This is a genomic window from Cytobacillus purgationiresistens, assembly GCF_030813235.1.
GTDB lineage: Bacteria > Bacillota > Bacilli > Bacillales > Cytobacillaceae > Cytobacillus > Cytobacillus purgationiresistens.
Genome location: NZ_JAUSUB010000015.1, coordinates 101,151 through 126,898, shown reverse-complemented (window position 1 = coordinate 126,898; position 25,748 = coordinate 101,151). Strand labels below are relative to the sequence as shown.

Here is a 25,748-nt window from a genome sequence, read left to right as displayed (position 1 = left end):
TTATCAGTTCTCCTTAATAGAAAACGATACTTTCGTTTTCAGATTTAAGTGCCTAACCTTTTCAGTTAGAAACGTGTCGCACCATAAAACATATTGCCATAACGATACCGCCAACCACCGTTTTTCTTTACCGCTATTGGGTTCGAGTAAGTGACTTTGCTGCCGCCTGAACGTTCCTTCGCAAAGTTCTCTGCAAGTTCAAAGTTATACTGGGAACCTCTCCTTGCGACATAATCAATAAATGCACCGCCATAGTTATAAGCTTGAATGACTACATTAATATCGCCCCCATTTTTTTCTACGGAACGTAATAAATCTGAAAAGTATTTTGTTCCTTGCTTAATTGAAGATTCAGTATCTAAAGAATTGGGTGGAAGTCCCAATGATTCACTTGATTGCATCACATCTGGAACCTTTCCACCACTCTCTACTTGGATAATGGCAAGTAGTGTAGAAACATACTCACTAATCCCGTATTCTTGTGCATATTTTTCTACCATTGGCTGATGTTTTAACACATCTTCGGAGACCGATACATCGCCTATATCATGAATAAAATCCCTGTTATCTGATGGATGTTCTTCATTTGATATAAAAATAGCTACAAATGCTAACAGCCCTAAAAAGGAAAGAAAACCTATTCCTCCAACAATTAGCATGATCTTTAATCTCATGACTTTCATTAGCGTTTCCTCCTAACTACATGGATTGAACGCTTAGTGATTTGTTTCTGTTCTGTACGTTTAAACGATTTAGAAGGGCGCTTGATGATTTTCCGACTATTTTTCAATTGAGAACGTTCTTCAGGCAGAGGTCGTTTTTCCTTTTTAACAGATTGTTTGGGATGATCAGTAAAATGTTCTTTTCTGTCTGGATTCGATAACTGTCGTTGTAATTTGAATTGCTTCATATGCTCGTGTTTTGTGACAGGTCTTGTCTTTTGTTTTTGTTGAATAGCTGGTTTCTCTAATTTATCCTGATGTAAAGATTTATTGACATCATGAGTGACGGGTTGTTCATGACTGGAAATATCCTGAAAAGGAGTACGCTTTTTATCCAATGCTTGACGCCTATCTGCAATGGTTTGACGATGTTTTGTTTTACGGTCTGCATCTGTTTTTTGTCTCTTTTCCTTTGCTTGCTTCATGCCTTCTTTAAAATCTCGGGCTGGTTTTGTAAGCTGTTCTTTTCCTTGCATCACCACATATTGAGCAGTAGTAGGTAAATCATGCAGTTGTTCTTTGCGGTGATCTATATTCGCACGGAACTGATTTTTCGCACCAAACACTTTTCCAGTGACTTGACCTACTTTCTGGCTCAAAGTTGACGGTTTTGTATTGTCAGTTGGGCGTTCTTTATTGTTATTTGCACTCGATGTTAGTCGCTGTAATGGTCGGAGAGTTGAAGACGAACCTTTTGTTTGTTTTGATTTCCCTACCATTGCTCCGGCCGTTGCTCCAGCTGTTGCCCCTGCAAGGGTGCGTCCGATTGTTCGTTGTAATCGACGACTGCCACGGTTGAACATTCGGTAAGGACGACGCATGACCTGACGTCCAACCTGTTGGGTATCATTACTTTGCAGTCTAAACATGCTCATAATGTCACCGAGTTTCATGTAAATGCCTGCAAATGTCACTATCTGCAAAAAGGCAATTAAGAAAAATGGATAACTCGTTGTTAAACTGTAAAGCATGGATGAAATGCTAAAGGCAACCGTAATAATCAACGTGATGCCTGCTCGAAGCATAATCACATTAAACAATTTCATAATTGCTTGCTTTCCCATGTTTTCAAAGGTAGGTATCATCGAGAGTAAAAAACCGATAGGTAGAAACATGGCATAGATAATAAACAAAATTTGCGAGAAGATCATAATTCCCGATAAAAGAAACACGAAAATGGAAATCCCAATATTAAATAGAAATAAAAAGAAGACCATTCCTAAACGTGTGGTGGTCTTCGTAATGGTTAAATTTTTATTGTCGTGATCTTCAATTTCTGCCTTTACAGCATCTTCCCGATCTTGTCCGTTATTCGTATCAGGATTGATAGAAACCAAGCTTTCAACACGTTCTTCGCCAATCTTTTCTTTGTCCGAATCATCAAACTGCAACAACATCCACGGTTGTTCCACTTGAATAGAAAAGAGGTTATTCCGTATCAGATCGACACTATCTTTTCCTTGACTATTAGAATTTGGCATCAAAATTCTGGTTCCTAAATCTAAACTTGCTTGGCTAATATCAGCAGAAAAATCATTGATTTTTGCAATATACGTTGGGGCATAGGCAATAAAAGAAGCTGACAAAATAAACACGACTAAAAAGTTTAGAATCGCTCGAATCGCTTTCGTCGTTTCTCGTTTCATTAAACCTGTATAAGCCACGTAAATTCCAATAACTAAAACGAAAAGAAGCAAGAAACCCACATAAAAGCCCGAACTACTAAAACCGCTTGCAGTAATCCCAGCTAATGTTTGCATATTTTTCCCGATAGCGTCTGCCGTTTGTGAAATGAAATCGAGTGAATAAGCTTGTTGAATTAAATAGCCTGTCGCATTAGATAAATACAGGCTAATAATCCAGATGAAATTTGTAATCGTATAGAGCCCATACATGACCTGTTTCCCGATTCCATCATCCCAATTCCAGGGCAACCAATCCCAACCCGAATCCACGTAGAAATCTAATTGATAATGATCAAGTGGGTACAAGGAATAGAGATTATCTTCTGACACCGTATCATCGACTAATCCAGCAGCTTGAGTAAATGTTCCAAGTAAAAGAAGACATAGAAAAACGGCAGCACCAGTGAGTACCGCCGTCAAGGCAATCTTTTTCCATTTTTGTTTATTCAAATTAAGCGCCACCTTTCTTCTCCTGTATCGGTGGACGCGTGTCAAAAGCATGAAATAAATCTTCAAAGACAGGATGGACTTGAATAATACCCACACGCCCATATAAGTCTTGAATTAAACATTGTCCATTTTCCAATTCCCGTAGTCGCCTTTGATTCGATTCATCTTCTGAATCCACACCAAAAAATTGAAGGGTTTTCTTTATTTCTGTCATATCTCTGGAGCGAAAGGCAAATTTTACACCGATATTATTTTTGAGTTTTTCATCGGTTAAATCATCTGCATTCTGTGTAACAAAGTAAACGCCAGCATTCATGGCACGACCTGCACGAATCAATTTATTTGAAAGTGTTTTTCCTTGTGCTACTTGCAGGAATAGCGATAGGTAATCCTTTGAAGTTATCTCTAGATTTTCCCCCGCTCCACACCGTACGTGAGACTTTCACCTCATACGGCGCTCCATCATTTATTTATTGAATTCATTTTTCTTAATCTATCATTCGTTAGAAGAATACTATTTGTTCTATTGGTGGTTCTGTTGTTGATATTGGTATTTCATCGTTTTTAACTAATTTACGAGGTTTATTTAATTTCTCCAGTTTTTCACTTGATAAAGAAAGTTGTTTTAATAATCGTTGAATGGTTTCAGGTTTTGTCGCATGAATAAGTGTATGCACTTCTTTTTGAACAAGGACAAGATTCCGATAGGAATCGTTCTGTGTCAGTATCCAAGGTTCTTTATGATGACAATGGAAGTCATTTAAGAAAAGTTCTTCCCCTGTTATGACACATCTGCCTTTTTGTGCGACAAATAAAGAAATTCGATTATCATTGTATTCAATACTTGCTCTTTCATTTATAACTGGATGTTGTCGTAACCATTGTACTTTCCATTCTGGAACGGATTGTTGTTTTCGATGAATCGCCAGTCTACCTTCAGGTGTATATTTGTTATATGCATGTTTCTTTAACATTGGTTTTGTCATCTGAACATAACCTAAAGGTAAGATAGGGTAATCAAGTAAATAGCGCATTTGTTTTGATTTCAAATACTTCTTGATTCCTTTGTCGTGACCTTTGTATTCACCTTTTTTAGTCAATCCATGTTTCCGAAGTAAATTATACATAGTAGTTAATAGTTGATAATTAAGTGGTTCAAAATCTAGGTTTACATGTGTGGCTAGAGAATAGTATTGATGTATTCCAATAATCTTGGAATTATATTTTCTTATTTCCCGTACAACATATCTGCGCTTGTCCATTTTCTTTATTTGCTTTACTTGTCTCTTAAGATCATGTTTAATGCGTTTAAGAGCTTTTGGCGCAACATGTGAATGACAAACTTTCTTGCCACTTTTTGAAACTAACCGCAATGTGAATCCTAGAAATTCACTAGAATCTTTGTCTAAATTGGTTATCTGAGATTTTTCCTCTGAAATAGGAAGCTTTAACCTATCTTTCAACCATAGTTTGACTGCATGGTATATTTTGTGGGCATCTGATTTTGTACGACAAAATATTTTGAAGTCATCGCAATACCTCACAATATACATTTCTTTTAAAGACGTAGTCTTTCGTAACTTTCCAAAACTATGCCCTTTATCCAAGTAGCCTTTTTTATTGTAGTGAGGCTTTAATTCCCGACAAGTACGTTCCTCCCATTGATTGGCAATCCACCAATCAAGCTCATTCAAATTAATATTTGCAAGTAAGGGACTTAAAATGCCGCCTTGAGGAGTTCCTTTTGTTGGAATTTCAGTCTCACCATTTGGAAGAATAATAGGTGCTTTTAACATCTTTCTTAAAATAACCAATAGTTGTTTATCACGAATCCCCATAGTCCAAATTTGGCGCATAAGTTTTCCGTGATGAACATTATCAAAGAATCCTTTAATATCTACATCAACTACATAGTTTAATCGACTTTGATTCATTCGGTACATACACATAGCTATTGCGTTTTCTGTAGACCGTTGAGGTCTAAAGCCATAACTGTGTTTGTAGAATTTACCTTCGCAAATTGGTTCAAGCACTTGTAGAATACATTGTTGCGTAATTCTATCCCACATAGAGGGGATACCTAAAGGTCTCTTTTTTCCGTTTGCTTTAGGAATTTCAACTCTACGCACTTTTCTTGGTGTGTAATGTTGAAATCTTTTCTTTACTATTTCCAGAAAAGTAGTATAAGGGAGTTTTTCAATATCTTTGATAGAAACTCCGTCCACACCTTCTGTTTTACTCCCACCATTTCTCTTGATTGTACGATAAGCTAATTGAATATTTTCATCTGATATGATAATATTCATTAGACTTTTAAATGAAGCACCTTGGGTGCTTTTCTCATACAATTCATCGAAAATTTCGGTCATTCCATAGTATTCTGCATAGCGCAATTTGTTATCTTTTAGAACAATTTCTTCTCTAACGGTTTGTTTCATGGTCTATCACTCCTCTCGTCAGATTCGTGACCTTTTTAGTCCTACTAGAATCCATGAGTAGTGATTAAGTTTTATTCAATAAATAAATGACTTGTGGCTGTTCCTCCGATTCCATTACAGAATCATCTACGGTCATGCCACTACTCTCACTAAAGATTAAGAAAAGTTATGCTTTCCTTTTCAACGCTTCACTGGTTATGCTTACCTTCACGTCTTTAGCTTTCAACGTTCCCTTAACTTTATCAATACAGAGGTTAGGTGCTGACTTTACCCCACAGACTTATCATGTGCCTATAACACATCAAGGACTTTCATAGGTGCATATTCTTACTTATCCTCAAGCCTGTCATACATACATTTCTGCATGTTAGCCTTCAGAGCGTACATTCGCCAGTTCGTCAGTTCCTTCGGGAACATTCTCACCATATTCTGTTTTTAATGACTCCCGGCATATCAACTACATATCCTACCTCTAGGACACTTTCGTTAAATGATGAAACATTTAATTCGGTAATTTTCTGCCGACTTCACCGAGCTTCATACAGAGTTCTTTGCACAAGATAACTGCATGTCGGAGGATTAGAGGAAGCGTTTCAGGGCGTTACTCCTTCATTCCACTTCTCAAGTTAAGAGTTCTCCATTCTTCTTTTTAATTAACTGCTTTTAAGCAGCTATCTTCGAGAATGTGCGCAATCTTTTCAATTGCGAACGTTTCGCACAGCTCCAAGCTTCATCCAAATCAACAATTTTAAATATACTGCGGTCAGAATGAATAAAATCTAATGCGAACGTAGAGATAACAATTAACAACGCAACACTAAGCAGTTCCATCGTTGTATATTCTTCAAAACTCGTTTCTGCATCTGGTAACACTAAATCTGCCACTTGAATAATGTTTAACTGTTTTTCTAAACTAATCGAGTTTTTCACCGTTCCATCTGAAAACAGAAGGTGAGCAAAATCATAATCTGTAAAACTTTCAATATGATTTGCAATCGGTCCAGCTAATGGATTCGGATCACTTCTAAGTTCCTGGATAACAAGAAGTAACCCACGTTCCTCTTGTTGACTGACCGCACGAATTGCGCGTCGTAATACAGGAAATTTTTCTCCATCTCGACTCGATATACCTGTGAGAAAGGTAAGAATATCAATCGCAAGACTTTCCGAATCCTTTTTCTTTTTCATAATGACAAAAGGATCAAGTAATCCTTTGTTGGAATCATCACTTGTTAAATTTACAATATTGATCTCATGAGCAATTTCAGGCAACGTTTCTTTCCAGTTTCCCCGTTCTGCCTTTGGATCAACAATGAGTGCTTGTCCTCCAAAAAGAACCGCATAATAGACTAGTAGATTGTTGGAAAAAGATTTCCCACCACCAAGTGAACCTAAGAAAGCAGAAGCTAAGGCATTTGTGACCGAACCTTTAACCCCTTGACTAGCTAAGCTAGGGTTGAGATAGACATTTCTTCCCGTATCCAAGTTATAGCCAAAATAAATCCCTTCTGTTTCACCAAGCATTTGTGTAGCCCCAAATCCAAGCCCAGCTAAAAAGTCGGATGTAACGTACTGAATGTAATCATTCATATAGCGTTTGCTGGCTGGAATAAATTCACTGTGTAAACCGATCATATCTCCAAATGGACGAACAAGTTTTACGTTTAAATCATCATAAAAATCTTTTACCTCATTACAACGCTGTTTAAGTTCGTCCGAATTAGAAGCAGAAACTCGAATAACATAGCTTAATTTATACATCGATTCTTTCGTTTGGTCGAGCACATCTTCTAATTCATTCACTTGTTCTAATGCGTCGATGACATTGCTTCCTGTTTCGTTATCGGATTCCCAGGCATGGTTATCTAAATCCTTTAACTCCTTTTTCTTATTCCGCACCGTAGACAAGGCTTTTTTATTGGTGACTATTTCTACATTCATGGACGTATCAATCGGAAAAGTGAATTGCTGTTGTTGATAGTAAAAAATTTCATCTGATGGAAACTCAAGATCACCGACAATGGAATTAATCGTAAAGTATGCCACATACGTGGTTTGTTCTTCCTGTTCGATTTTTAAATAACGTTGGTTTTCCTCGATCAGACTACGAGTTGGTTTAATGATGTCATAGCGCTTGACCAATGTTTCCTTTTTTAACTTTTTTAAAGGAAGAGCATAATCATATTCGTCATAAGCAATTCCTGTTTGTCCATGAAGATGTTGAATCAGATAGCCAAAATCATTTTTATCTAGAGGGCGTACTTTAAAACGCCTAGATATTTTGTTTTGTAATAAAGATTCCATTTTAGAGAAACGTCTCATTTCATCATGGGGCATCGAGACAAAATCTCCCATCAGGTGGTGGTTTACATCACGGACAAATGAAGATAGTGAGTTTTTAATATTTTTCCCCATTGATTTCATATTGACTTCTTCTTCATTCAAGAGTAGCTTAAAACCGATAAAGAAACGGTAATCCACTTGATGTTCGCCAATCATGGAAACAAGGGCTTCTGTTTGATCGTCTATACGTTCATAAGCGACGTCTTGTAAACGCCCCGACACTAATTCTTTACTTCTTTCCTGTACCGAACGAATACTGCTTGCGGTACTAATCTGTAAGGCATGAATTTTGCCGTCTTGATTCTGTGCAATTAATTGACGAAAGTGGCCATGCACTTGTATTTTCTCATCCTCCGATAAAAAGGAATAATTATATGGCAACAACTCATAATACGCAAAACATTCACCATCATGATTGAAAACTAGATTATTTTCAAGATATTTAATCGGATAACGCATGGACTTCACTCCTAACAGCAGTGATATTTTCATTTACTTTCACACGTTGTAGTTTGATAGGTTTTCCTGCATACGTAACCTTAGATCGAAACCAATAGGTCAATACAGACTTGAGAAAGCTATACGGCTTTTTGCCATCAAATGTCTTTTGACTCATAAACCAAGTCAAACAAACTGGAATTCCGACATATTTTAATAACACTCCATCAATCAAAGAAAGTGGAGGAAAATTCCCTAACAACATGACAACTAAGAGCGAAAGTACAAACCATGACATTTGATTGAATGTGACGGGAAAAGGTAGACGAAAATCATTAATGGCATAAATCACTTTTTCAACTGACCAAATTCGGGTATAGCTTTTTAATTTTTTCATACGTTCTCCTTTCAAAAAGTGAAACAGCCTGCATATAGACAGACTGTTTCACAGTTTTATAACATATTTATTTACCCAAGATACTCAAATACACCATGTGATGTAACTAGATAATTACCGCTTATTTCTAGGTCACGTCCAAAAGCTTCATAATCAATATAGTTTTGTAGATTGGCAGGAACTTCCCCAAGTGCTCCTGTTTCTTCTACGAAATACCTTGCAACATCTGCCATATCCTCACAATCAGGATAATACATAATATCATCTTGATTCTCTAGCAATTCTTCAATACTATTAAACCAATAATTTTGCACTTCAGAAAGAGAATCATAAAGCGGTGTTCCCTCAATTTCTGCCACCATTGCACATAATCGGTTCACTTCGGAAATAGGTGTATATTCGCCAATTTCAAAAGGGAGATCATAATCAAAAATAGCATATTCCTCATACTCTCCATTTAAACCGATACGCTCTTTTACTTCCTCAAAATCAATGGGTGGAGAAAACCATGCTCCATTTACTTCTCCTTCATTATATTTACCGAGATTCGTTATAAACACTTGCATTTCCATAGAAATTCACATCCTTTTTATTAAAAAAATAGCCTTAAAAAAACAGCAGTATTTTATCTGCTGATACACAAATGAGGCCTGCTAATCCCTTCCGCACTACCGTTTGGATCAACATTTGTTTGCAGAACATAAGAAAACCACCTATCTTCCACAAACAAACGTTACAATTAAGCCCCTATGATTCGGTTAAATAGGTTTAACAACACATCTTTCACTCCAGCCGCATTAAAGACTAATCCCACCGCAACCAAAGAAATGATTAGAAAGCCGATTAGTTTGGAAAACTCTCGTTTAAAGCCTAAATAAATGCCAATCACGACAATCGCCATTAATACTAAAGATTGTGCATTACTAAGAAACCAATTGTACAAATTTTGCCCAAAATTCATTTGAATTTCTCCCTTCATCAATTAATCATTCGTTATGTGAATCACTTTCTCTATCGGAATGGTTTGTTGCATGAGTATCTTTTGATGACGTTCAGATAACTCTACCTGCTCCAACATGTCCTCAATTACACTCGTTTGATTAAGTTCATCTATCTTTGTCGCTAGTTTCCAAGTAGGGGCCACTTGTCGCGCAAGCCACTTTAGTGACTTTTCAAACGTATATGGCTCAGGTTTTGTTGTTAATGAGATTTTTCTATTCACGCCCAAGTCCAAAAAACGTTGCCATTCTTTATTTATTTTCCAACTACTACGACGTTTTTCCTCATCTCTATCGACGAAACGAATATACCGATTAATAATCGAAAAGGCAGTTCGTCCAGCATCTTCATATGTCATTAAATCTACAATCGCATGGTAAGCACGATCATTCTTCAAACGGATTTCAAAACGGTTTTTCACATCTGTATCTTCAAGTGATGTGCCATGTTTCACGTATTGTTCATAATCCTTCTCATACGTACAAAAGTACACATCACTTTTTAACGAACCGATATATAACGTATTTCCCATGTCAGGTTTTTCTTCACTCTGTACAAGTTCACCAGAACGGTAGCTTTTAAAACTACGAAACACAGAGATGCATTCTTCTCGACGGCATTTTTCCGTTAGAAACGGAATATCCAGTATCCTTGTCTTATCGTTTATCGCAAGATCAATTCGTTTGAATACGCCACCAATACGAAACACGTCCATAAAAAAATCGAACCATGTCCGTTGCTGTGCTAATAAGAAATTCTCAAATTGTCTGCATCCTTTTCCTTTGAGTTCAAGTAAGCAACCTTTGTCTTCGTCAGGAGAAACCATGACGACAATATCGCCAAAAACGTATTGTTCCATATAGGAGTAAAATGCATAATCTTCATGTAACATGTACTCCATTTTCAGTTTCAAAATATCTTCAATGACAGGCTTCGGATTTGTCGTTAAAAAGCGAATCCGTACATAATCAAATAAGATTTCCAGTGGGGCATCTGGATTAAATTGCTCTAAAATATCAAACAAAGCTACTTGTAAAGAATCGGAAGGGATTACTTTTCCTGTTTCGATTTCACTAATATATTGTCTTGAAATTCCAATATGAACAGCCAGTTTATTTTGCGATACACCGTATTCCAATCGTTTTTCTTTTAATTGTTGATACCAAGGTACTTGATTCATATGCATTCCTCCAAACTAAAAAAGATGTCAACTAAAGGGTAAAAGTTGACATCTTCTTCATATGGTCTAAACCGTTGTGCCATCTGGTGTTATAGGCTTTTGGAACAGTTTCCTATTGTTTTTCTACCCCCCTGTTAGAAATGGGGGGTTAAGGCGTGGCTATCGCCACGCAGGCTTAGCCCAGCACGTCGGCTTTCGCTTCGCACGCCGCCGCACTGTGCAGCCTTTATTGGGCTAGTTTAGCAATTTCGTTTAAAAAGTCATGTTCTTTCGGGACAAGTGGTGTATAAAATTCTGAAATGACATTATCGCCTTTATCAACATATCCTCGTCCTTTGATCTGTTTTAAGAAAAACTGTTTTTGTACGTCGCTTCCAAACATCATTCCATATCCGAGTTCACTCATACGCCCTAAAGCGACCCGAAAATTAAACTGATCTCGAATACCATCCCCAAGATATTTTGCGTCTGGCCGTTGACAAGCGAGGATAAGAAAGAAGCCTGCTTGACGTCCTAACATGACAATCTGTTTCAGTTTGGTTAAGACTAGAGTATTTTCCTTAGAAGCAAGCATTTCCATAAATGCTACGTACTCGTCAAAAACTAAAAAGTGAGGAGATAAGCCTAAATACGCATAGTTTTCCCCAATTTTATAGTTAGGCATCTGTTTCATTTCTTCACTACGAGCCATCATATCAGCATAAAATTGGTCAATACACATCATCATATCTTCCTTTTTATAATACACATTAGGCATAACCGTAGCTAGATCAGCTAAATCGGCATTTTTCGGGTCTAGGATATACAATTTTGCATCTGTTTTTAATAAAGCTTCTATCAGCGTGAGAATAAAATACGTTTTCCCACCACCAGTTCCACCAGCAATTAACATATGCGGCAACTTATCGTATTCCCAATACATCGCATCCATCAGCTTTAAGCTGCCATTTTGTGCAATGACTTCATTAATAGAGATACGACTATTAATTGTGTCATAGAGCAAAATATATTCCACAAAGGAATCATGTAATTCTTTCGATACCAACTCACAGTACAAACCACTTTCCAGTTTATTTTCGAGGTTTAGTAACTGCTCTTGATATTTACCCAATGTGATTTCTGTTTGAATATGAAGCAATCCTTTTTCAAGCCGATAGTACATTTTAGGAAAGTGACTAATTTTATCTTTTGCTTTCCCATTTGGTATGTCCTTAAAGAAGCTACCTGATTGTACTTGTTTCGTTTCATACCAACCATTTTCCATAATCATTTTGGCGAGTTTTTGACGGTGAATAACTTGCCTGATACGATCATACCGATAGCGATAATAAACAAAAATATAACAAGCTACCATCACTAAACTAATCACCAATGAAATCAATCCATATCTACTGATAAAGTGTGCTTGAAATAGATCAAGCTGCCACGTTGTAGAAAGTAAGAATGACAGATGAAAAGGGATAAAGGAAGCGAGCCATACACCAACCAGTCTAAAGAATACAAATTGAAAAACGAGGGACACATCACTCGCTCGAATTCGTTTCCCTCGTTTTCTAAAAGTCTTCATTATTTTTCTTTATTAGATGTGGACTTTGGAACGCTACTAGTTGATATTGTCGCTTTTCCCTTTAAAACTAAATCATCTGCTTTAATGTACCAATCAACATCTGCCCCACGAAATGTTGCATTTGCGACCGTATCGGCGACAGGGTTAATGATTTCTACTTCTGCATTATAATCAAATTCTTTTAAGGGAACGGAAGCAGGAATACTCACTTGAATCATGCGACCTTGTTCACGAGACTTTAAGTCATACGTGCGTTCTTTTACCTCGGTTGATACCGTACCATCTTCATTTTGTAGAAAAACCTCACGTCGTAATGCAGAGAATTTTAATAATCCAAAAGTTTTTTCTTTATCAATGACAATACCTTGTGCTAATCTCATGTTTTTTCCTCCTTATGATTTGACCATATCATCCGCATGTAAAATATAATTTGTAAAACCACGTTCTCCAATTTTATAACCCTCTGCGGTGATTCTTGCATTGACTAATTTTATTTTTTCTTCATGTTCAAAGAATTTTTCTCCTGCTTCTTGTGGGAGAATCACCTCAACATCATCTGCACGTTGAATATCGGAATATAAATTATAGCTTCGAGAAAGAGTGGTCATGCGTCCATTAATCCGTCGCTGTTCAACTTTGCCTTCACCTGCGTATTCTAAATTTCCAAACGTTTTTTCCATATTTGGAACAACATGTTTTAATTCCATCATATAAACCTCTTTTCTTGTTTTAATTTTTGGTTATTTATCCATATGGAAAGCAAGGCGGAAGGGAGGAGAACGAGAAAAATACATCTTCATTTGTCAATCACTCCTTACGTTTCTTGTAAACGATAATCCACACGCCCATAAATCACACACCAAAATACAACCATTGTTTCTCCATTTTCATCTCGTATTAATTTCCCATGAGGAAAAAACGGAAAGTCTTCAATCTTAATTTCATTCATAACAAAGTGATCATCAATCCACTCCATTACCTTTGCTTCATTTCCTTCCAAAGAAACCACACCCCCATTGATATGGCCAATCAAAAAAGCATGACAGATGGAATTAGTCACACGTTAGTTGATTTATCTATAAAGCTTCTGCAATACCAGCCATAATATATTCGGCACATGGTACAGCAATCGCATTTCCAATCGCTTTATATCTCGCATAATCACTAATCGCTTCATCCTTATTTCCAATAGCTGTCCAGCCTTCTGGTAATCCCATTAAACGTTCACATTCCAATGGTGTAAGTTGTCGGATATAACCTTCTTTTTCTTTTCCCTCATACCAAAAAGAAAAAATATTAACTGAACCAGCTAGCAAAGTTGGGTAAGGGTCATTTGTCCGTCCGAAGCTTCCAGTGAATCCTGATTTGTTTTTATCCTTTGCGGTACTTCGCATCCGTCTTTCTTGAAAGGGTCGGACGACGGGTATTTTCCTCCTTGTTTTTTCAGAAGATACTCGACTGGCTGTGGTGGAGGGTGACCCGCTTTCTCCGCAAGTCGTAGGAAATGATTGCAGTTCGTGGGTTTTAAATAATATTTCTCTGGCACGTTTTCCTCCAAAATCTGCCACGAGGAAGATACGTCTTCTTCTTTGAGTAAGTGTGGGCTTTCCCCAATATCGGGCATCCAACACGCGCCAGCATATATCAACATCATTCCCTCGGACCATTCCAGCTTTTGCCCAGACTCCAGAAGCAGGCATTGGAATTTCGGTATTTGTGAACGACTCCAACACGGCTTTAAAATCCAACCTGTTATTTGATGAAAAAGCTCCCATGACGTTTTCCCAAACAGCGATAACTGGATATGCTCCATTCGTTGCACACCTCATTTCTTCAATAATTCGTATGGCGTGATAGAATAAACTGGATTGACTTCCTGCAAGGCCTTCTCGTTTTCCGATATTTGATAAGTTTTGACAGGGTGAACCAAAGGTAATGATATGGACAGGTGGTATTTTTCCACCATTTATTTTTGTGATGTCTCCCATGTGTAGTAAATCGGGAAAATGTCGTTTCGTAATCGAAATCGGTGCTTTCTCAATTTCACTTGCCCATGTTGGCGTAATCCCGTAACGGGAAGCTGCCAATGGAAATACACCAATTCCATCGAATAAACTTCCTAAAGTTATTTCAGTCATGTTCCACCCCTATTCTCTGTTTTTAGGCATAAAAAAAAGACGCTCATTTTAGTTGAACGTCTTAAATTTTTTTTATTCTATTGTGTTCCCACACCCCAGATCAATTACCACTGAAACGGTAATGTGGTTTTTCAGTATCTTATTTCTAGTTTTCTCGCCTTCTCCTATAAACACGAAATGCTTGTAAAAGTGTTTAAAACTAAGGATTTCTATATAGTTTTTCTTTGTAGCAACGTTACACACTCCACATGTGCCGTCTGCGGAAACATATCCACTGGCTGAATGCCTTTAACCTGATATTTCTTGCTCAAGACTGAGATATCCTTTGCGAGCGTCGATGGATTACAAGAAACATAAACCACTTTCTTTGGCTGAACTTTCAAAATGGTATTTAGCAGCTCCTGATCAAGGCCTGTCCTTGGTGGATCGACGATGATTACATCCGGTTTCCAACCTTCGTTGGTCCATTTAGGAAGCCACTTCTCAGCTTTACCAGTTACATATTGTGCGTGTTTGATGCCATGTTTTGCCGCATTTTTCTTCGCGTCTTGGATGGATTCTGGAATGATATCCATGCCGCGGATCTCCGCAGCATCCTTGGCAATCCAAAGTCCGATTGTACCGACTCCGCAGTAGGCATCAACTACTTTTTCCTTGCCTGTTAATTGAGCTGCTTTTTTGACCTCATTATAGAGCTTGACGGTTTGCTCCGGATTGAGCTGGAAAAATGTACGAGCTGACAGTTCGAACTCGATATCTCCTAGCATTTCTTGGATAAATTCTTCTCCATCTAAATGGAATGTATCTTCACCAAATATGAGCGAGGTTTTCTGGCCATTCACATTCTGAATGATTGACTTCACTTCAGGCAGACGCTTTTTGATTTCTTTGACGATGAGATCTTTTTTTGGGAGATCTTTTTTGCTTGTAATTAAGACAATTTGCAGCTCGCCCGTTTGGACGCCCACTCTTGTGACAATCGTCCTGACAATGCCTTTTCTTGTTTTTTCATTATAAATCGGGATTTTCAAGTCCTGCATAATCGCTTTTACCGTTGTCGTTGCCTTAATGGTATGAGGCTGTTGCACAGTACAGTCCTCGATATCGATTAAATGATGAGTGTTCATACTATACAAACCGGCGATGACTTTGCCGTCCTTAATTCCCATTTGGAACTGGCTTTTATTCCTGTAGCGCCAAGGATCGTCCATACCAATTGTTTCTCTAATATCCAGCTTTTCAGGCTGTAATTTAGTGTGTCTTTCCAACGATTGAATAATGATATCACGCTTTTCCTTTAGCTGTTGGTCATAGCGAAGATGCTGAAGCTGACAACCGCCGCATTCTCCAAAAAGAGGGCATGGTGCTTGAACACGATATTCCGATTTTTTTCGGATTTTCTTGATTTTTGCTTCAGAAAATTTCGGACTCACCTTTGTGGCTTCTGCGACGATCTCTTCGCCAGGCAATGCGCCTGGGACGAATACGACCTGTCTTTTAAAATAGCCGACACCTTCTCCGTTGATGCCGAGTCGTTTGATTGTGAGCGGGAAGGTTTGCTGTACTTTTAAGTTAGCGGTTTGCTCTTGTTTTTGTTTCACGGTGATTCATCACTCCAAATTTATTCGATGCTTCTCCATAGATAAAGGGAAGCATAGCTTAAGTAAGGATGCCAGCTCTTTGCATAATTCTCCATATCTGCATGAGTTGGCTTCGCTTCTAATTGATATAGTTTCTTTAATGCGTTCTGGATGCCGATGTCAGCAAGCGGGAACAGATTCGGTCTGCCCAGCCCAAACATCAGGAAGTTTTGCACTGTCCATGGGCCGACGCCACGCAATTTGATTAGTTTATCATAAATTGCCTCATCAGACATCCTCATCAACTCTTCAAAGTATAATTCCCCTTGGACTGCCGCTGTTGCAATTCCAATAACATACTCTGCTTTTCGACCGCTAAACTGCAGTTCACGTAGCTCCTCTACTGTGAGTTTGGCTACCCTTTCCGGCTGAGGGTAAAACCATACGCCGTCTTTTTCAAAGCCATAGGTTTTTACAAATCTCTCTGTGAGTGTATGTGCAAAGGCAAGATTCAATTGCTGATGAATAATGCATTTTATAATACAACTGTAGGGATCAAAGTCAAGGACTAGCGGCGTTCCATAATGAAAAGTAAATATATCTTTTAAATCAGTAGATTTAAAATGGTTATGAATTTCTTCAAGCGGCAAATGCCACTGAAACAGCTCGAAAATTCTTTTCTCTGCTTTTTCTTTACCTTCAATACCGTTGATGACGAATTCAGGTTCTTCGGTTGTCCCAATTGCTTTGACCTCGGCTACGATTGGTTCTTGTTCAACGATAAGAGGCACTTTGACTGTGCGATTCTTGAGGTCGATAGAATTGAGGGGGTCAAGAGAAAGCCGATCAAGTACAAGATCAAAATTATAAGGTCCTTTAATTTGTATTGTCTCCAAAAGTGATTCCGTCCTTTATCATTTTCCCCGTATTATAGCATTTTTCTGTCAAAAAGCCGACCTTCAAAGAGAAGATCGGCTTTTGTATTCTTTATTTCACTCAGACCCATTTCAGTTCATTAATAAAGCATAGGCTCTTCGATTGCTTCACTCCACATTAAATCATCGATTGTTTTAAAAGTATAGCCCCGCTTTTTTAAATCCTTAATCGCTTTTTCAAGAGCATCTGCATTGTCTTTCGAAACAGTATGAAGCAGAAGGATGCTGCCAGGATGAATTTGTTTCATAATGTTGTTATAGGCATACTCCCACCCCTTTTGCTGATCCGTTTTCCAATCAACATAGGCAAGTGACCAAAATATATGCGTATAGCCTTCTTCTCGGGCTTTCACCAGCGTTTTTTCACTAAAAATGCCACGCGGAGGACGAAGGTATGCCATTGATTTAATCCCAGTTAATTTTTCGGTTTCGGCGCGGACCTGTTCCAGTTCTTTTTTGGTTTTTTCATTGCTAATGGTTGTCATGTCCGGATGGGTCCATGAATGGTTGCCAATCGTATGACCTTCTGCTGCCATTCTCTTCACAAGGTCTGGCGCGGTTTTTAAATAATGACCTGTGATAAAAAATGCTGCAGGCACTTGTTCTTTTTTCAGAACATCTAAGATTTTTCCGGTATAACCGTTTTCATAACCATTATCAAAGGTAAGATAAATATCTTTTGATTCAGGACTTCCTTTATATACTGCTCCATGCCGTTCTAATAGGACATCAAGCTGCTGCCCAGCTTCTGCTGGCACTTCATCCGCTGCTTTTTTAATTCCCCAGTGTATCGGTGAATTTCCGTATTGAGCATGGGCAGGAGAACAAACAATAAGAAATATCACACTGAAAATGAAGATTGTTTTTTTCATGTTGTGCTCCTCCTGTTTTTTCTTATTATTTGTTTTTAAATGAAAATCATGCTAAGGATTATTTTTCCGAAAGCTTAACCGTATGTCCAAAATTGGGCAAAAAAAAGAGGCTAGCTCTGCCTCTTTCGTTTAAGAAAAAAATGAAATTAATTAATATACGCGCTCTTTGAATTGAGCTAATTTTTCTAATGAAGATTTATCTACGTCCTTGTGAAGACTGTTTCCATGAGAATCCATTGTGACTACAGCAGTAAAGCCTTCTACTTTTAGGTGCCACATCGCCTCAGGAATACCGAAGTTCATTAGATCTACACCTTCAACCGCTTTAATACAATCTGCATAGTATTGTGCCGCTCCGCCGATTGCGTTTAGATATACGCCACCATGTTCTTCTAGGGCTTTAAGGGTTTTAGGGCCCATTCCGCCTTTTCCAATTACTGCGCGGATACCGAATTTTTTCATGATGTCACCTTGGTAAGGCTCTTCACGAATACTGGTAGTTGGACCAGCAGCTTTTACGTGCCATCCACCTTCATCATCCTTCATCATGACTGGACCGCAATGATAAATCACTTGACCATTCAGGTCAACCGGTGCATCATTTTCCATTAAATGATGGTGAATTGCGTCACGGCCTGTATACATTCTGCCGTTGATTTTTACTACATCGCCAACCTTAAGTTCACGAATTTGTTCTTCAGTAATTGGCGCTTGAAGCGTAACAACGTTTTGCTCTGTTTCTGCAGATGCAGCTGTTTCTTTTTCGGTTTCAGAAGCGAAGTCGATTTTTTCTCCCTCTTGATACATCCAGTCATTGATTACTCCTGTTTCAGGATTAACAGCGACGCCAAGACGGCGATAAGCCCAGCAGTTGTATGCAACAGATACGAAGAAGCTTGCAGGAATTCGATTCATCACGCCAATTTTACAGCCTAATAATGTCGTTTCTCCGCCAAAGCCCATCGTTCCGATTCCAAGCTCATTCGCGTGTTCTACAATATAATCTTCTAATTTGCTAAGATCTTCGTTTGGATTAACATCGTCTACAGAGCGGAAAAGCTGTTCTTTCGCCAGATCATATCCTGAAGAACGATCTCCTCCAATACCTACTCCAATAAAGCCGGCGCTGCACCCTTGTCCTTGTGCTTGGTAAACGGAATGCATGATGCATTTTCGGATTCCATCTAGATCACGGCCTGCTCTGCCTAATCCGTCAAGCTCTGCTGGAAGGCTGTATTGGATATTTTTGTTTTCACATCCGCCTCCTTTAAGAATCAAGCGAACATCTATATAATCTTCTTCCCATTGGTCGAATTTAATGACAGGAGTTCCGCCTCCAAGATTATCACCACTGTTTTCACCAGTAAGTGAATCTACTGAGTTAGGACGAAGCTTGCTGTTTTTAGTTGCTAATGCAATGGCATTTTTGATTGCTTCTTTAATTTGAAGTTGGTTGACGCCAACCGGGGTTTTAATTTTGAAAGTTGGCAGACCTGTATCCTGGCAGATTGGTGATACTTTCTCATCCGCCATTGAAATATTATTGGTAATTGTAGCCAAGCTCATTGCTGACCTTGTTCCAGCGCTTTCCTTTGCCTTAGCCGCTTTAATTGCACGACGGACATCCTTCGGAAGGTTCGTTGAAGTCTCTACAATTAAATCGTACATGCTCTCCTGGAATCTCTCCATATTCATCTCTAAATATTCCCCTTTCCCTTGGTACCCTTAAAAAGCATATCTTATGTGAAAATTAGAATTATTATCGTATATCATTATAACTCTATCCCTCATCTATGGAAAGACAAAGGTTATTATTCTAAATGAAAGCAAAAATGTCGAAATGTGTCGGTGACAGGCACCGACACGTTTCGACATTTCCAATAAATTTATTTTATTTAATCGCGGTTTTTAAATTCACGGCATTTGGATTCAAGGTCGTCAATCATTTCGATTAGACGGTCAATATCCTCCAGCTCTGTGTTTTCAGGTTCGATCGCCTCAAGAACATCTAAAAACATATTTAAACGCTGTTTTAGGAAAACAACTTGGTTGTCTTTATTTTGTATCGGATTGCCCAAATCATTCTCTCCTTTCGTTACTGATAACATCCTACCCGAAAATCCGATAGGATGCAAACAGCAATTTGTCGAATCTTGGAGGTGACAGGCACCCAAAGGTGAATCTAATGCGCCTGCATGATTTGGTGATTGTAAACATATTTTTATTTGTGAGGGGTGGTTGTTGATGTGACAGGCTCCGGTTCTTTTCTTGGGTAGGCTGTTCCGGCATCTGTTCCGTAATATTCTAGCTTGTCTTGGTCTTTTGTAGATGATGGGTTATGCTCGATTGGGTTTTCCGTGAGCTCAGATTGAGCGTCTTTTACTTTTGAGCTAATTTTTGTGATATCACCTTTTGCATTTTTCACAGATGAAACGGCTTGGCTTGAAGCATCCTTCATGGCGACAAACTGGCTCGAGATATCTTCATTCACACGTTGGTATAATTTTTGTGCATCTAAAATTGCATCCTTTAGTGTATCTGATGCACTTTTAAATTGATTGATTAACTGATCCTTCACTTCACCAGGATGATTCTTTACTTCTGTTACCAATCTGGTTGAGGAATCCTTTAAGCTGACTGCCTTGCTTTTCACTTTCTTTCGGGCTGAACGATTCATCATGACTAGGGCTCCGCCAACCACTCCTCCGATGAGGATTCCTTTAAAAACCTTATTATTTTTTGGGTCGTTATTCGTTTCTAATTGCTGTTCCAACTTAACTCCTCCTCTTACAAATTTTGTGATTAGTAATCTTTTCCCTTTTAAATAAAAAGATAAACAATTCCTATTTTGGTTGACAGATTGCTCACTTAGATGAATAATGACTACAGATTTGATCTAAAGGAGTTTTTATATGCTTTCACAATCTTTACCGATTTCACCCGTCAATGATCCATGGGAAGCCTATATGGATGTAGAGGAATTCGGAAAATTAACATTATCTAATATAGAATTTACAACAACTGTTCTGTGCAATATGCGCTGTGAGCATTGTGCAGTTGGCTATACGCTTCAACCAAAAGATCCTAAGGGTCTGCCTATTGATATACTATTAAAGCGGCTGGACGAAATCCCTCATCTTCGCTCGCTTTCCATTACAGGCGGAGAACCAATGCTATCTAAGAAATCCGTAGAAAGCTATGTTGTACCACTGTTTAAGTATGCACAAGAAAGAGGCGTACGGACACAGATCAACTCTAACTTAACACTTGATCGTGGTAAATATGATGCGATTATTCCCTATCTAGATGTCTTACATATTTCTCATAACTGGGGTACGGAAGAAGATTTTATTGAAGGCGGATTTGCCAGAATGGAGAGAAAGCCGACAATTGAACAAAGAAAAGCTCTGTTTAATCGTATGATTGAGAATAGCCGGGAACTGGTTCAAGCAGGTGTTATGGTTTCAGCTGAAACCATGCTTAACAAACGGACCTTACCTCATCTTGAACATATCCATAAACAAATTACCGAGGAAATGCTCTGTCAGCGCCATGAGATACACCCAATGTATCCGTCTGATTTCGCATCGACTTTAGAGACCTTATCATTAAAAGAAATGCGCGAAGCCATTCATCATGTTCTTGATATTCGCAAGCAAGACACTTGGATGTTATTTGGCACATTACCTTTCTATCCTTGCAGTTCTGAAAAAGAGGATCTTGAGCTTTTGGAAAGACTATATGCTTCCAACAAAGTTACGGTTCGTAATGATCCTGATGGGCGTTCTCGCTTAAATGTTAATATCTTTACTGGAGATGTCATCGTTACCGATTTTGGCGACACTCCACCGCTTGGTAATATTCAAAACGATCGTCTACCTGATATTTTCAACAAATGGATGGATACAAAGCTGGCCAAATCATTAAATTGTCATTGTGCCGAGGTACGCTGCCTTGGTCCAAATGTACTTGTTAAAGACAGCTACTATAAAGACATAGATTTTCAAAATAGAACAACGAATATCACAGCCTCAGCCAGCCGTTAAATCAGCTGGCTTTTTTTGATTCATGAAATTCGTTCATTTTCCTCGATTAAAGTTTCTTGCAAAGGGATTTGTGCACACTGCTTCATCACATTATCATGCTTAAATCGCATAGAAGAGGATTATTAGCTTGTAATTTCCTCCCTTCCCATGCCTAAATCACCAGAGAAGGGCGTTATTATCCTGGATTTATCCCTTTCTCCTACCTAAAAAGCTTAAAAAAGGAATATTAACCTAAACTTCCCATCCCCTTCTCCTCTCTAAATCACAAATGGATCCTGGATTCATTACGTTCCAATGCTGCTCCTATGCAACAAAATCTATGACTCATTCCAGCTCTACATAAAAAAAACGCCAATCGCTTGGCGCTTTTTCGCAAAAATTAACGAGGTCTCTCTGACACAATGAATCCATAAGAGATATGATCCTGAACAGGAATCCATGCACCAATGCCTTGAGAGGTGATATTTTTAACAACGATCATTTTTTTATTTCCTTTTAGCATTAAATATACTTCACCATAAGTCACTTTACCTTTTTCATTAATGGCTGACGCATAGGCATACAAATATCCTAAACGATTAATTGGTGTATGGTATATATGATCTTTCTTTGTACCCCCGCCAATAATGGTTTCAAAGGAAAGGGGCAAGCCAGTTTTTTCCGTAGCTTTTAATAACATCATATTTTTCACGTCATCGGTATGGGGCACTTTAGAGGTGAGACCGCCTCTGACAACCTTTTGCATTTCCTGTACATAATGAATTTGATACGGGGCGCTTCCTCCGCGGTTATCCCAATAATTCGTATTAACCTTCTGATACTCCCAGTTAGGTGAGGTTTCAGACGATTCATAATTAAGCGGCCATTGTCCTAAATAAACAATTGCGCGATACCCTACAGCAAATGGTGTGCTGTTTACTGTCGTCTCATTTAACATACGGATAAGATCAGGATTTTCAATTTTAATTTTTGACGAGTCCATTAGCTCCTGGGTTAGTTCGCTTGGCTGCAATGTTGGCAGATCCTCTGCAGGATTAGGGTAAGTATTTTCCTTCGCTATATTTAAAACAGAACTTGGAATTGTAATGCCTGTTTGTTTCTTTTCTTCCTTTTTAGCAGGTGCTTTTTCTGCATTAGCAACCGGTTGAATGAGCATAAACATCATTATGGCCATACAGACGATCGAGAATATCTTTTTCATCGTGCTTGCTCCTTTCAATGCCTTTCATTTTCCTTAGTTTTTTCGGAGTTGGCGGATATTATCCTCATTGTCTGAGAAAAATGTAATGATATTGTAAAAATCTGAATATTTACAAATATCAAATAATAAGTTACAATGAATTTACTTTAAAAAAAGGAGGGCAGCTTGAAGCAATTCGCTTAAGATGTAGAGTGAAACATTGAATGATCTTGATTCGTTTTGATAAAAACAATGAAGGTTGGTGATTCATGTCTAGAAGCGAGTTCGACAGTGCAGTCCTATTTGGAACATATGACCCTTAAAAGATTACTTATCGTTTAAAGCAAAAACGGCTCCTACTGCCACCGCAGAAGCCGTTTTTTGTTTACTTTTATAATAAATAGAAACCAATTCCTATAATTAGATAGGCTGCAAGCAGGATAGCCCCCTCAAACCAATTGGACTCACCATCATTTGAAATAACCACCATCAGCAATACAGCCGACACCATTGTAACCAATTCTGGAATCGTAAAGACAAGCGGCATGGATACTGGGAAAAATAAAGAAACCAGTACGAGAACAGGCGCTACAAACATAGCAACTTGCAAGGTGGAGCCGATTGCTATCTCCACAGCCACATCCATTTTGTTTTTCACAGCCATGATAATGGCAGACGCATGTTCAGCTGCATTTCCGACAATGGCCACTATAATAACCCCAATAAACAGCTCAGACCAGCCAAATGTGTCTCCGACTGCCTCAAAGGTATGCACGAGATTTTCTGATACATAAGCAACAGCAAGGGTTGAAAGTGCAAGAACGCCAATCGCCTTTCCCTTCCCCCATTCCGGAGTTTCCTCTTCAGTATGTGAAGCACCCTTTGTTCCTGCCTGATAGACACCGCGATGGGTAACAAGCTTAAAGAATAATGCAGCTAAATATAATAAGATTAAAATAATTGAAATACCTATACTAAACGTCATCGTTCTTTCTTCATTTAACGACATCGAAAAGATTTCCGGAATAACAAAAGCAACAATTACTGCAAAAATTAACAAGCCTGAATTATGGCGTGCATCATATACATTGAAAACTTGGCGCTTAAATTTGAGCCCTCCTATAAAAAAGGATAATCCTGCTACGAGCAGCAAATTCCCTAAAACTGAACCTGTCAAAGAGGCCAGAACCACTCCAATTAAACCTTCCTTGAGCGCAAAAATCGCAATGATTAATTCGACCGCATTCCCAAAAGTCGCATTAAGCAAGCCTCCTATTCGTGGGCCGGTGACGATAGCCAAACTTTCTGTCGCACGTCCCATAAAGCTTGCAAGGGCGATAATTGTCACGCAATAGACCACAAACAAAATCGTACTGGACCAATGCAACAATGTACCGGCTACAGACAAAGGCAATCCCGCAATGACAATGCCTAAGAATACTTTATTCAATCCTTTCTCACTCCTATCTTTATTAGTGTATTATCCCATTACCATGGATAACTAAGCCCTTTTTGAAATAAAACCTTGCCAAGAATCATGATGCTCAGTTAACATCAGATTTGGAAGTTATATTCTCTACTTAAATCAAGAGGTAAAAACTATGAAAAACAAAGAAAACATGAGATTTTGGATTCTAGTCAGCATTGTTGCGATTTCAGGTTTTAGCCAAGGTATGCTGCTCCCGCTTATCGCGATTATTTTTGAGAGTGATGGGGTTTCCTCAAGCTTAAATGGCTTAAATGCCACAGGGCTATATATTGGAATATTACTCATTTCACCCTTCATGGAGCATCCATTAAGGAAATACGGATATAAACCGATTATTATTGCAGGCGGATTGCTTGTGGTCCTTTCGCTTCTTCTATTTCCAGTTTGGAAATCATTTTGGTTCTGGTTTATTCTGCGGTTTTTAATCGGCATTGGTGACCATGCTTTACACTTTGCTACACAAACCTGGATTACCTCATTCTCTCCTATTCATAAGAGAGGCAGAAATATATCCATTTATGGTTTATTTTTCGGAATTGGTTTTGCAGTTGGACCATTAATGGCGCCGCTTGTAAAAATAAATGAAGCACTGCCATTTATCGTCTCTTCTATACTATGTTTGATTGCCTGGCTATTTTTATTCACTTTAAAAAATGATTTCCCTGAACAAACGATTGCGGTCAACTCAATTAAAGAAACCTTTAAACGCTTCAAGGAAGCCACAAAATATGCATGGGTTGCATTCATACCCCCATTAGGATATGGATTCTTAGAAGCATCCATCAACGGCAGCTTTCCCATTTACGCCTTACGAATCGGGTTGGAAGTATCAAGTGTTTCTTTGCTATTAACCTCCTTTGCTGTCGGGGCCATTGTCTTCCAGCTACCACTCGGGATATTAAGTGATAAATATGGCAGACGGAATATTTTAATGATTATTTTATTTATTGGCTTTGCATTATTCACAGCAGCAGGTTTTCTAGAAGGGTGGGTGCTTGCCTTAGCTGTTTGTCTATTTGTTGCAGGAATGGCTGTCGGCTCTACGTTTTCACTCGGAATAAGCTATATGACTGATTTGATTCCAAAGAATTTGCTACCTACCGGGAATTTATTATGCGGCGTTTCCTTCAGTATCGGCAGCCTACTTGGACCATATATCGGCGGAATATTTATTCAATATTTCGAGTCACTTAGCTTTTTTAATATTATCAGTGCGATGATGTTATGTATTTTTATCATTATTACGTTTTTTGGAAAACCAAAAGAGCTGGTTTGATTTTAACCAATAT

General features: G+C 38.4%; 22 protein-coding genes and 2 pseudogenes. 2 read left to right on the top strand and 22 right to left on the bottom strand.

What is annotated here, in order from left to right:
• Positions 1 to 65: 65 nt before the first annotated feature.
• From J2S17_RS16825 to J2S17_RS16730, 20 genes and pseudogenes are all read right to left on the bottom strand, one after another.
• Positions 66 to 683, bottom strand: a complete 618-nt coding sequence (locus tag J2S17_RS16825; protein ID WP_442342046.1) for a lysozyme family protein — start codon at positions 681 to 683, stop codon at positions 66 to 68.
• On the bottom strand, positions 683 to 2,908 hold the full coding sequence (locus J2S17_RS16820) for a CD3337/EF1877 family mobilome membrane protein (RefSeq protein WP_370875052.1): 2,226 nt from the start codon (positions 2,906 to 2,908) through the stop codon (positions 683 to 685). The genes J2S17_RS16825 and J2S17_RS16820 overlap by 1 nt, the downstream gene beginning before the upstream one ends.
• Positions 2,859 to 3,239: pseudogene (locus tag J2S17_RS16815) on the bottom strand (ATP-binding protein); the annotation flags it as partial. The gene J2S17_RS16820 and the pseudogene J2S17_RS16815, both read right to left, overlap by 50 nt.
• Before the next feature lie 121 nt (positions 3,240 to 3,360).
• Positions 3,361 to 5,295, bottom strand: coding sequence for a group II intron reverse transcriptase/maturase (gene ltrA, locus J2S17_RS16810; RefSeq protein ID WP_307476829.1), 1,935 nt, complete (start codon positions 5,293 to 5,295; stop codon positions 3,361 to 3,363).
• Positions 5,296 to 5,985: 690 nt separating this feature from the next.
• Positions 5,986 to 8,097 (bottom strand): annotated as a pseudogene (tcpF, locus tag J2S17_RS28915) (conjugal transfer ATPase TcpF); the annotation flags it as partial.
• Complete coding sequence (locus J2S17_RS16800; protein ID WP_307476828.1) at positions 8,081 to 8,473, bottom strand: conjugal transfer protein; 393 nt, start codon at positions 8,471 to 8,473, stop codon at positions 8,081 to 8,083. The gene J2S17_RS16800 and the pseudogene tcpF, both read right to left, overlap by 17 nt.
• A 71-nt stretch (positions 8,474 to 8,544) precedes the next feature.
• Positions 8,545 to 9,045, bottom strand: coding sequence for an antirestriction protein ArdA (locus J2S17_RS16795; RefSeq protein ID WP_307476826.1), 501 nt, complete (start codon positions 9,043 to 9,045; stop codon positions 8,545 to 8,547).
• A 167-nt stretch (positions 9,046 to 9,212) separates the two neighbouring features.
• Complete coding sequence (locus J2S17_RS16790) at positions 9,213 to 9,434, bottom strand: hypothetical protein (RefSeq protein WP_307476825.1); 222 nt, start codon at positions 9,432 to 9,434, stop codon at positions 9,213 to 9,215.
• A gap of 21 nt (positions 9,435 to 9,455) precedes the next feature.
• A complete protein-coding gene (gene mobT / locus J2S17_RS16785) occupies positions 9,456 to 10,652 on the bottom strand; it encodes a MobT family relaxase (RefSeq protein WP_307476823.1) in 1,197 nt (398 codons plus the stop codon).
• Positions 10,653 to 10,878: 226 nt separating this feature from the next.
• A complete protein-coding gene (locus J2S17_RS16780) occupies positions 10,879 to 12,219 on the bottom strand; it encodes an FtsK/SpoIIIE domain-containing protein (protein ID WP_307476821.1) in 1,341 nt (446 codons plus the stop codon).
• Positions 12,219 to 12,599, bottom strand: a complete 381-nt coding sequence (locus tag J2S17_RS16775) for a YdcP family protein (protein WP_307476819.1) — start codon at positions 12,597 to 12,599, stop codon at positions 12,219 to 12,221. Before J2S17_RS16775 ends, J2S17_RS16780 begins: the two co-directional genes overlap by 1 nt.
• A gap of 12 nt (positions 12,600 to 12,611) precedes the next feature.
• A complete protein-coding gene (locus J2S17_RS16770) occupies positions 12,612 to 12,926 on the bottom strand; it encodes a YdcP family protein (protein WP_307476817.1) in 315 nt (104 codons plus the stop codon).
• 107 nt (positions 12,927 to 13,033) lie between these two features.
• Positions 13,034 to 13,219 (bottom strand): hypothetical protein, encoded by a 186-nt coding sequence (locus J2S17_RS16765; protein WP_307476815.1) that lies wholly within the window; start codon positions 13,217 to 13,219, stop codon positions 13,034 to 13,036.
• 76 nt (positions 13,220 to 13,295) lie between these two features.
• Positions 13,296 to 14,357: a DNA cytosine methyltransferase gene (locus tag J2S17_RS16760; RefSeq protein ID WP_307476813.1), complete on the bottom strand. Its 1,062-nt coding sequence runs from the start codon at positions 14,355 to 14,357 to the stop codon at positions 13,296 to 13,298.
• Positions 14,358 to 14,566: 209 nt separating this feature from the next.
• The gene (rlmD, locus tag J2S17_RS16755) at positions 14,567 to 15,958 is read right to left on the bottom strand and encodes a 23S rRNA (uracil(1939)-C(5))-methyltransferase RlmD (RefSeq protein ID WP_307476811.1); all 1,392 of its coding nucleotides are present in this window, start codon (positions 15,956 to 15,958) and stop codon (positions 14,567 to 14,569) included.
• Between the two features lie 20 nt (positions 15,959 to 15,978).
• Positions 15,979 to 16,833 (bottom strand): DNA-3-methyladenine glycosylase family protein, encoded by an 855-nt coding sequence (locus J2S17_RS16750; protein WP_307476809.1) that lies wholly within the window; start codon positions 16,831 to 16,833, stop codon positions 15,979 to 15,981.
• A gap of 119 nt (positions 16,834 to 16,952) precedes the next feature.
• Entirely contained in the window at positions 16,953 to 17,744 is a 792-nt protein-coding gene (pdaA, locus tag J2S17_RS16745; protein ID WP_307476807.1) for a delta-lactam-biosynthetic de-N-acetylase, read from the bottom strand.
• A 150-nt stretch (positions 17,745 to 17,894) separates the two neighbouring features.
• Positions 17,895 to 19,439 (bottom strand): fumarate hydratase, encoded by a 1,545-nt coding sequence (locus tag J2S17_RS16740; RefSeq protein ID WP_307476805.1) that lies wholly within the window; start codon positions 19,437 to 19,439, stop codon positions 17,895 to 17,897.
• A 200-nt stretch (positions 19,440 to 19,639) separates the two neighbouring features.
• On the bottom strand, positions 19,640 to 19,822 hold the full coding sequence (locus J2S17_RS16735; protein WP_307476803.1) for an SE1561 family protein: 183 nt from the start codon (positions 19,820 to 19,822) through the stop codon (positions 19,640 to 19,642).
• A 143-nt stretch (positions 19,823 to 19,965) separates the two neighbouring features.
• Entirely contained in the window at positions 19,966 to 20,517 is a 552-nt protein-coding gene (locus tag J2S17_RS16730; protein WP_307476801.1) for a hypothetical protein, read from the bottom strand.
• 139 nt (positions 20,518 to 20,656) lie between these two features.
• Between J2S17_RS16730 and yfkAB the strand changes: the two genes are divergently transcribed.
• Positions 20,657 to 21,790, top strand: a complete 1,134-nt coding sequence (yfkAB, locus tag J2S17_RS16725; RefSeq protein WP_307476799.1) for a radical SAM/CxCxxxxC motif protein YfkAB — start codon at positions 20,657 to 20,659, stop codon at positions 21,788 to 21,790.
• A 379-nt stretch (positions 21,791 to 22,169) separates the two neighbouring features.
• Here the strand turns inward: yfkAB and J2S17_RS16720 are convergent, their stop codons facing one another.
• Both J2S17_RS16720 and cax read right to left on the bottom strand, forming a co-directional pair.
• Positions 22,170 to 22,991: a YfkD famly protein gene (locus J2S17_RS16720; RefSeq protein WP_307476797.1), complete on the bottom strand. Its 822-nt coding sequence runs from the start codon at positions 22,989 to 22,991 to the stop codon at positions 22,170 to 22,172.
• Positions 22,992 to 23,361: 370 nt separating this feature from the next.
• Positions 23,362 to 24,420, bottom strand: coding sequence for a calcium/proton exchanger (cax, locus tag J2S17_RS16715; RefSeq protein ID WP_307476795.1), 1,059 nt, complete (start codon positions 24,418 to 24,420; stop codon positions 23,362 to 23,364).
• A 151-nt stretch (positions 24,421 to 24,571) separates the two neighbouring features.
• Between cax and J2S17_RS16710 the strand changes: the two genes are divergently transcribed.
• Positions 24,572 to 25,735: an MFS transporter gene (locus J2S17_RS16710; protein ID WP_307476794.1), complete on the top strand. Its 1,164-nt coding sequence runs from the start codon at positions 24,572 to 24,574 to the stop codon at positions 25,733 to 25,735.
• Positions 25,736 to 25,748: the final 13 nt, after the last annotated feature.

Coding starts and splice junctions, on each gene's coding strand:
- J2S17_RS16825 (WP_442342046.1), bottom strand. CDS start 683: ATGAAAGTCATGAGATTAAAGATCATGCTAATTGTTGGAGGAATAGGT.
- J2S17_RS16820 (WP_370875052.1), bottom strand. CDS start 2,908: ATGCTTTTGACACGCGTCCACCGATACAGGAGAAGAAAGGTGGCGCTT.
- ltrA (WP_307476829.1), bottom strand. CDS start 5,295: ATGAAACAAACCGTTAGAGAAGAAATTGTTCTAAAAGATAACAAATTG.
- J2S17_RS16800 (WP_307476828.1), bottom strand. CDS start 8,473: ATGAAAAAATTAAAAAGCTATACCCGAATTTGGTCAGTTGAAAAAGTG.
- J2S17_RS16795 (WP_307476826.1), bottom strand. CDS start 9,045: ATGGAAATGCAAGTGTTTATAACGAATCTCGGTAAATATAATGAAGGA.
- J2S17_RS16790 (WP_307476825.1), bottom strand. CDS start 9,434: ATGAATTTTGGGCAAAATTTGTACAATTGGTTTCTTAGTAATGCACAA.
- mobT (WP_307476823.1), bottom strand. CDS start 10,652: ATGAATCAAGTACCTTGGTATCAACAATTAAAAGAAAAACGATTGGAA.
- J2S17_RS16780 (WP_307476821.1), bottom strand. CDS start 12,219: ATGAAGACTTTTAGAAAACGAGGGAAACGAATTCGAGCGAGTGATGTG.
- J2S17_RS16775 (WP_307476819.1), bottom strand. CDS start 12,599: ATGAGATTAGCACAAGGTATTGTCATTGATAAAGAAAAAACTTTTGGA.
- J2S17_RS16770 (WP_307476817.1), bottom strand. CDS start 12,926: ATGGAATTAAAACATGTTGTTCCAAATATGGAAAAAACGTTTGGAAAT.
- J2S17_RS16760 (WP_307476813.1), bottom strand. CDS start 14,357: ATGACTGAAATAACTTTAGGAAGTTTATTCGATGGAATTGGTGTATTT.
- pdaA (WP_307476807.1), bottom strand. CDS start 17,744: ATGAAAAAAACAATCTTCATTTTCAGTGTGATATTTCTTATTGTTTGT.
- J2S17_RS16740 (WP_307476805.1), bottom strand. CDS start 19,439: ATGAATATGGAGAGATTCCAGGAGAGCATGTACGATTTAATTGTAGAG.
- yfkAB (WP_307476799.1), top strand. CDS start 20,657: ATGCTTTCACAATCTTTACCGATTTCACCCGTCAATGATCCATGGGAA.
- J2S17_RS16720 (WP_307476797.1), bottom strand. CDS start 22,991: ATGAAAAAGATATTCTCGATCGTCTGTATGGCCATAATGATGTTTATG.
- J2S17_RS16710 (WP_307476794.1), top strand. CDS start 24,572: ATGAAAAACAAAGAAAACATGAGATTTTGGATTCTAGTCAGCATTGTT.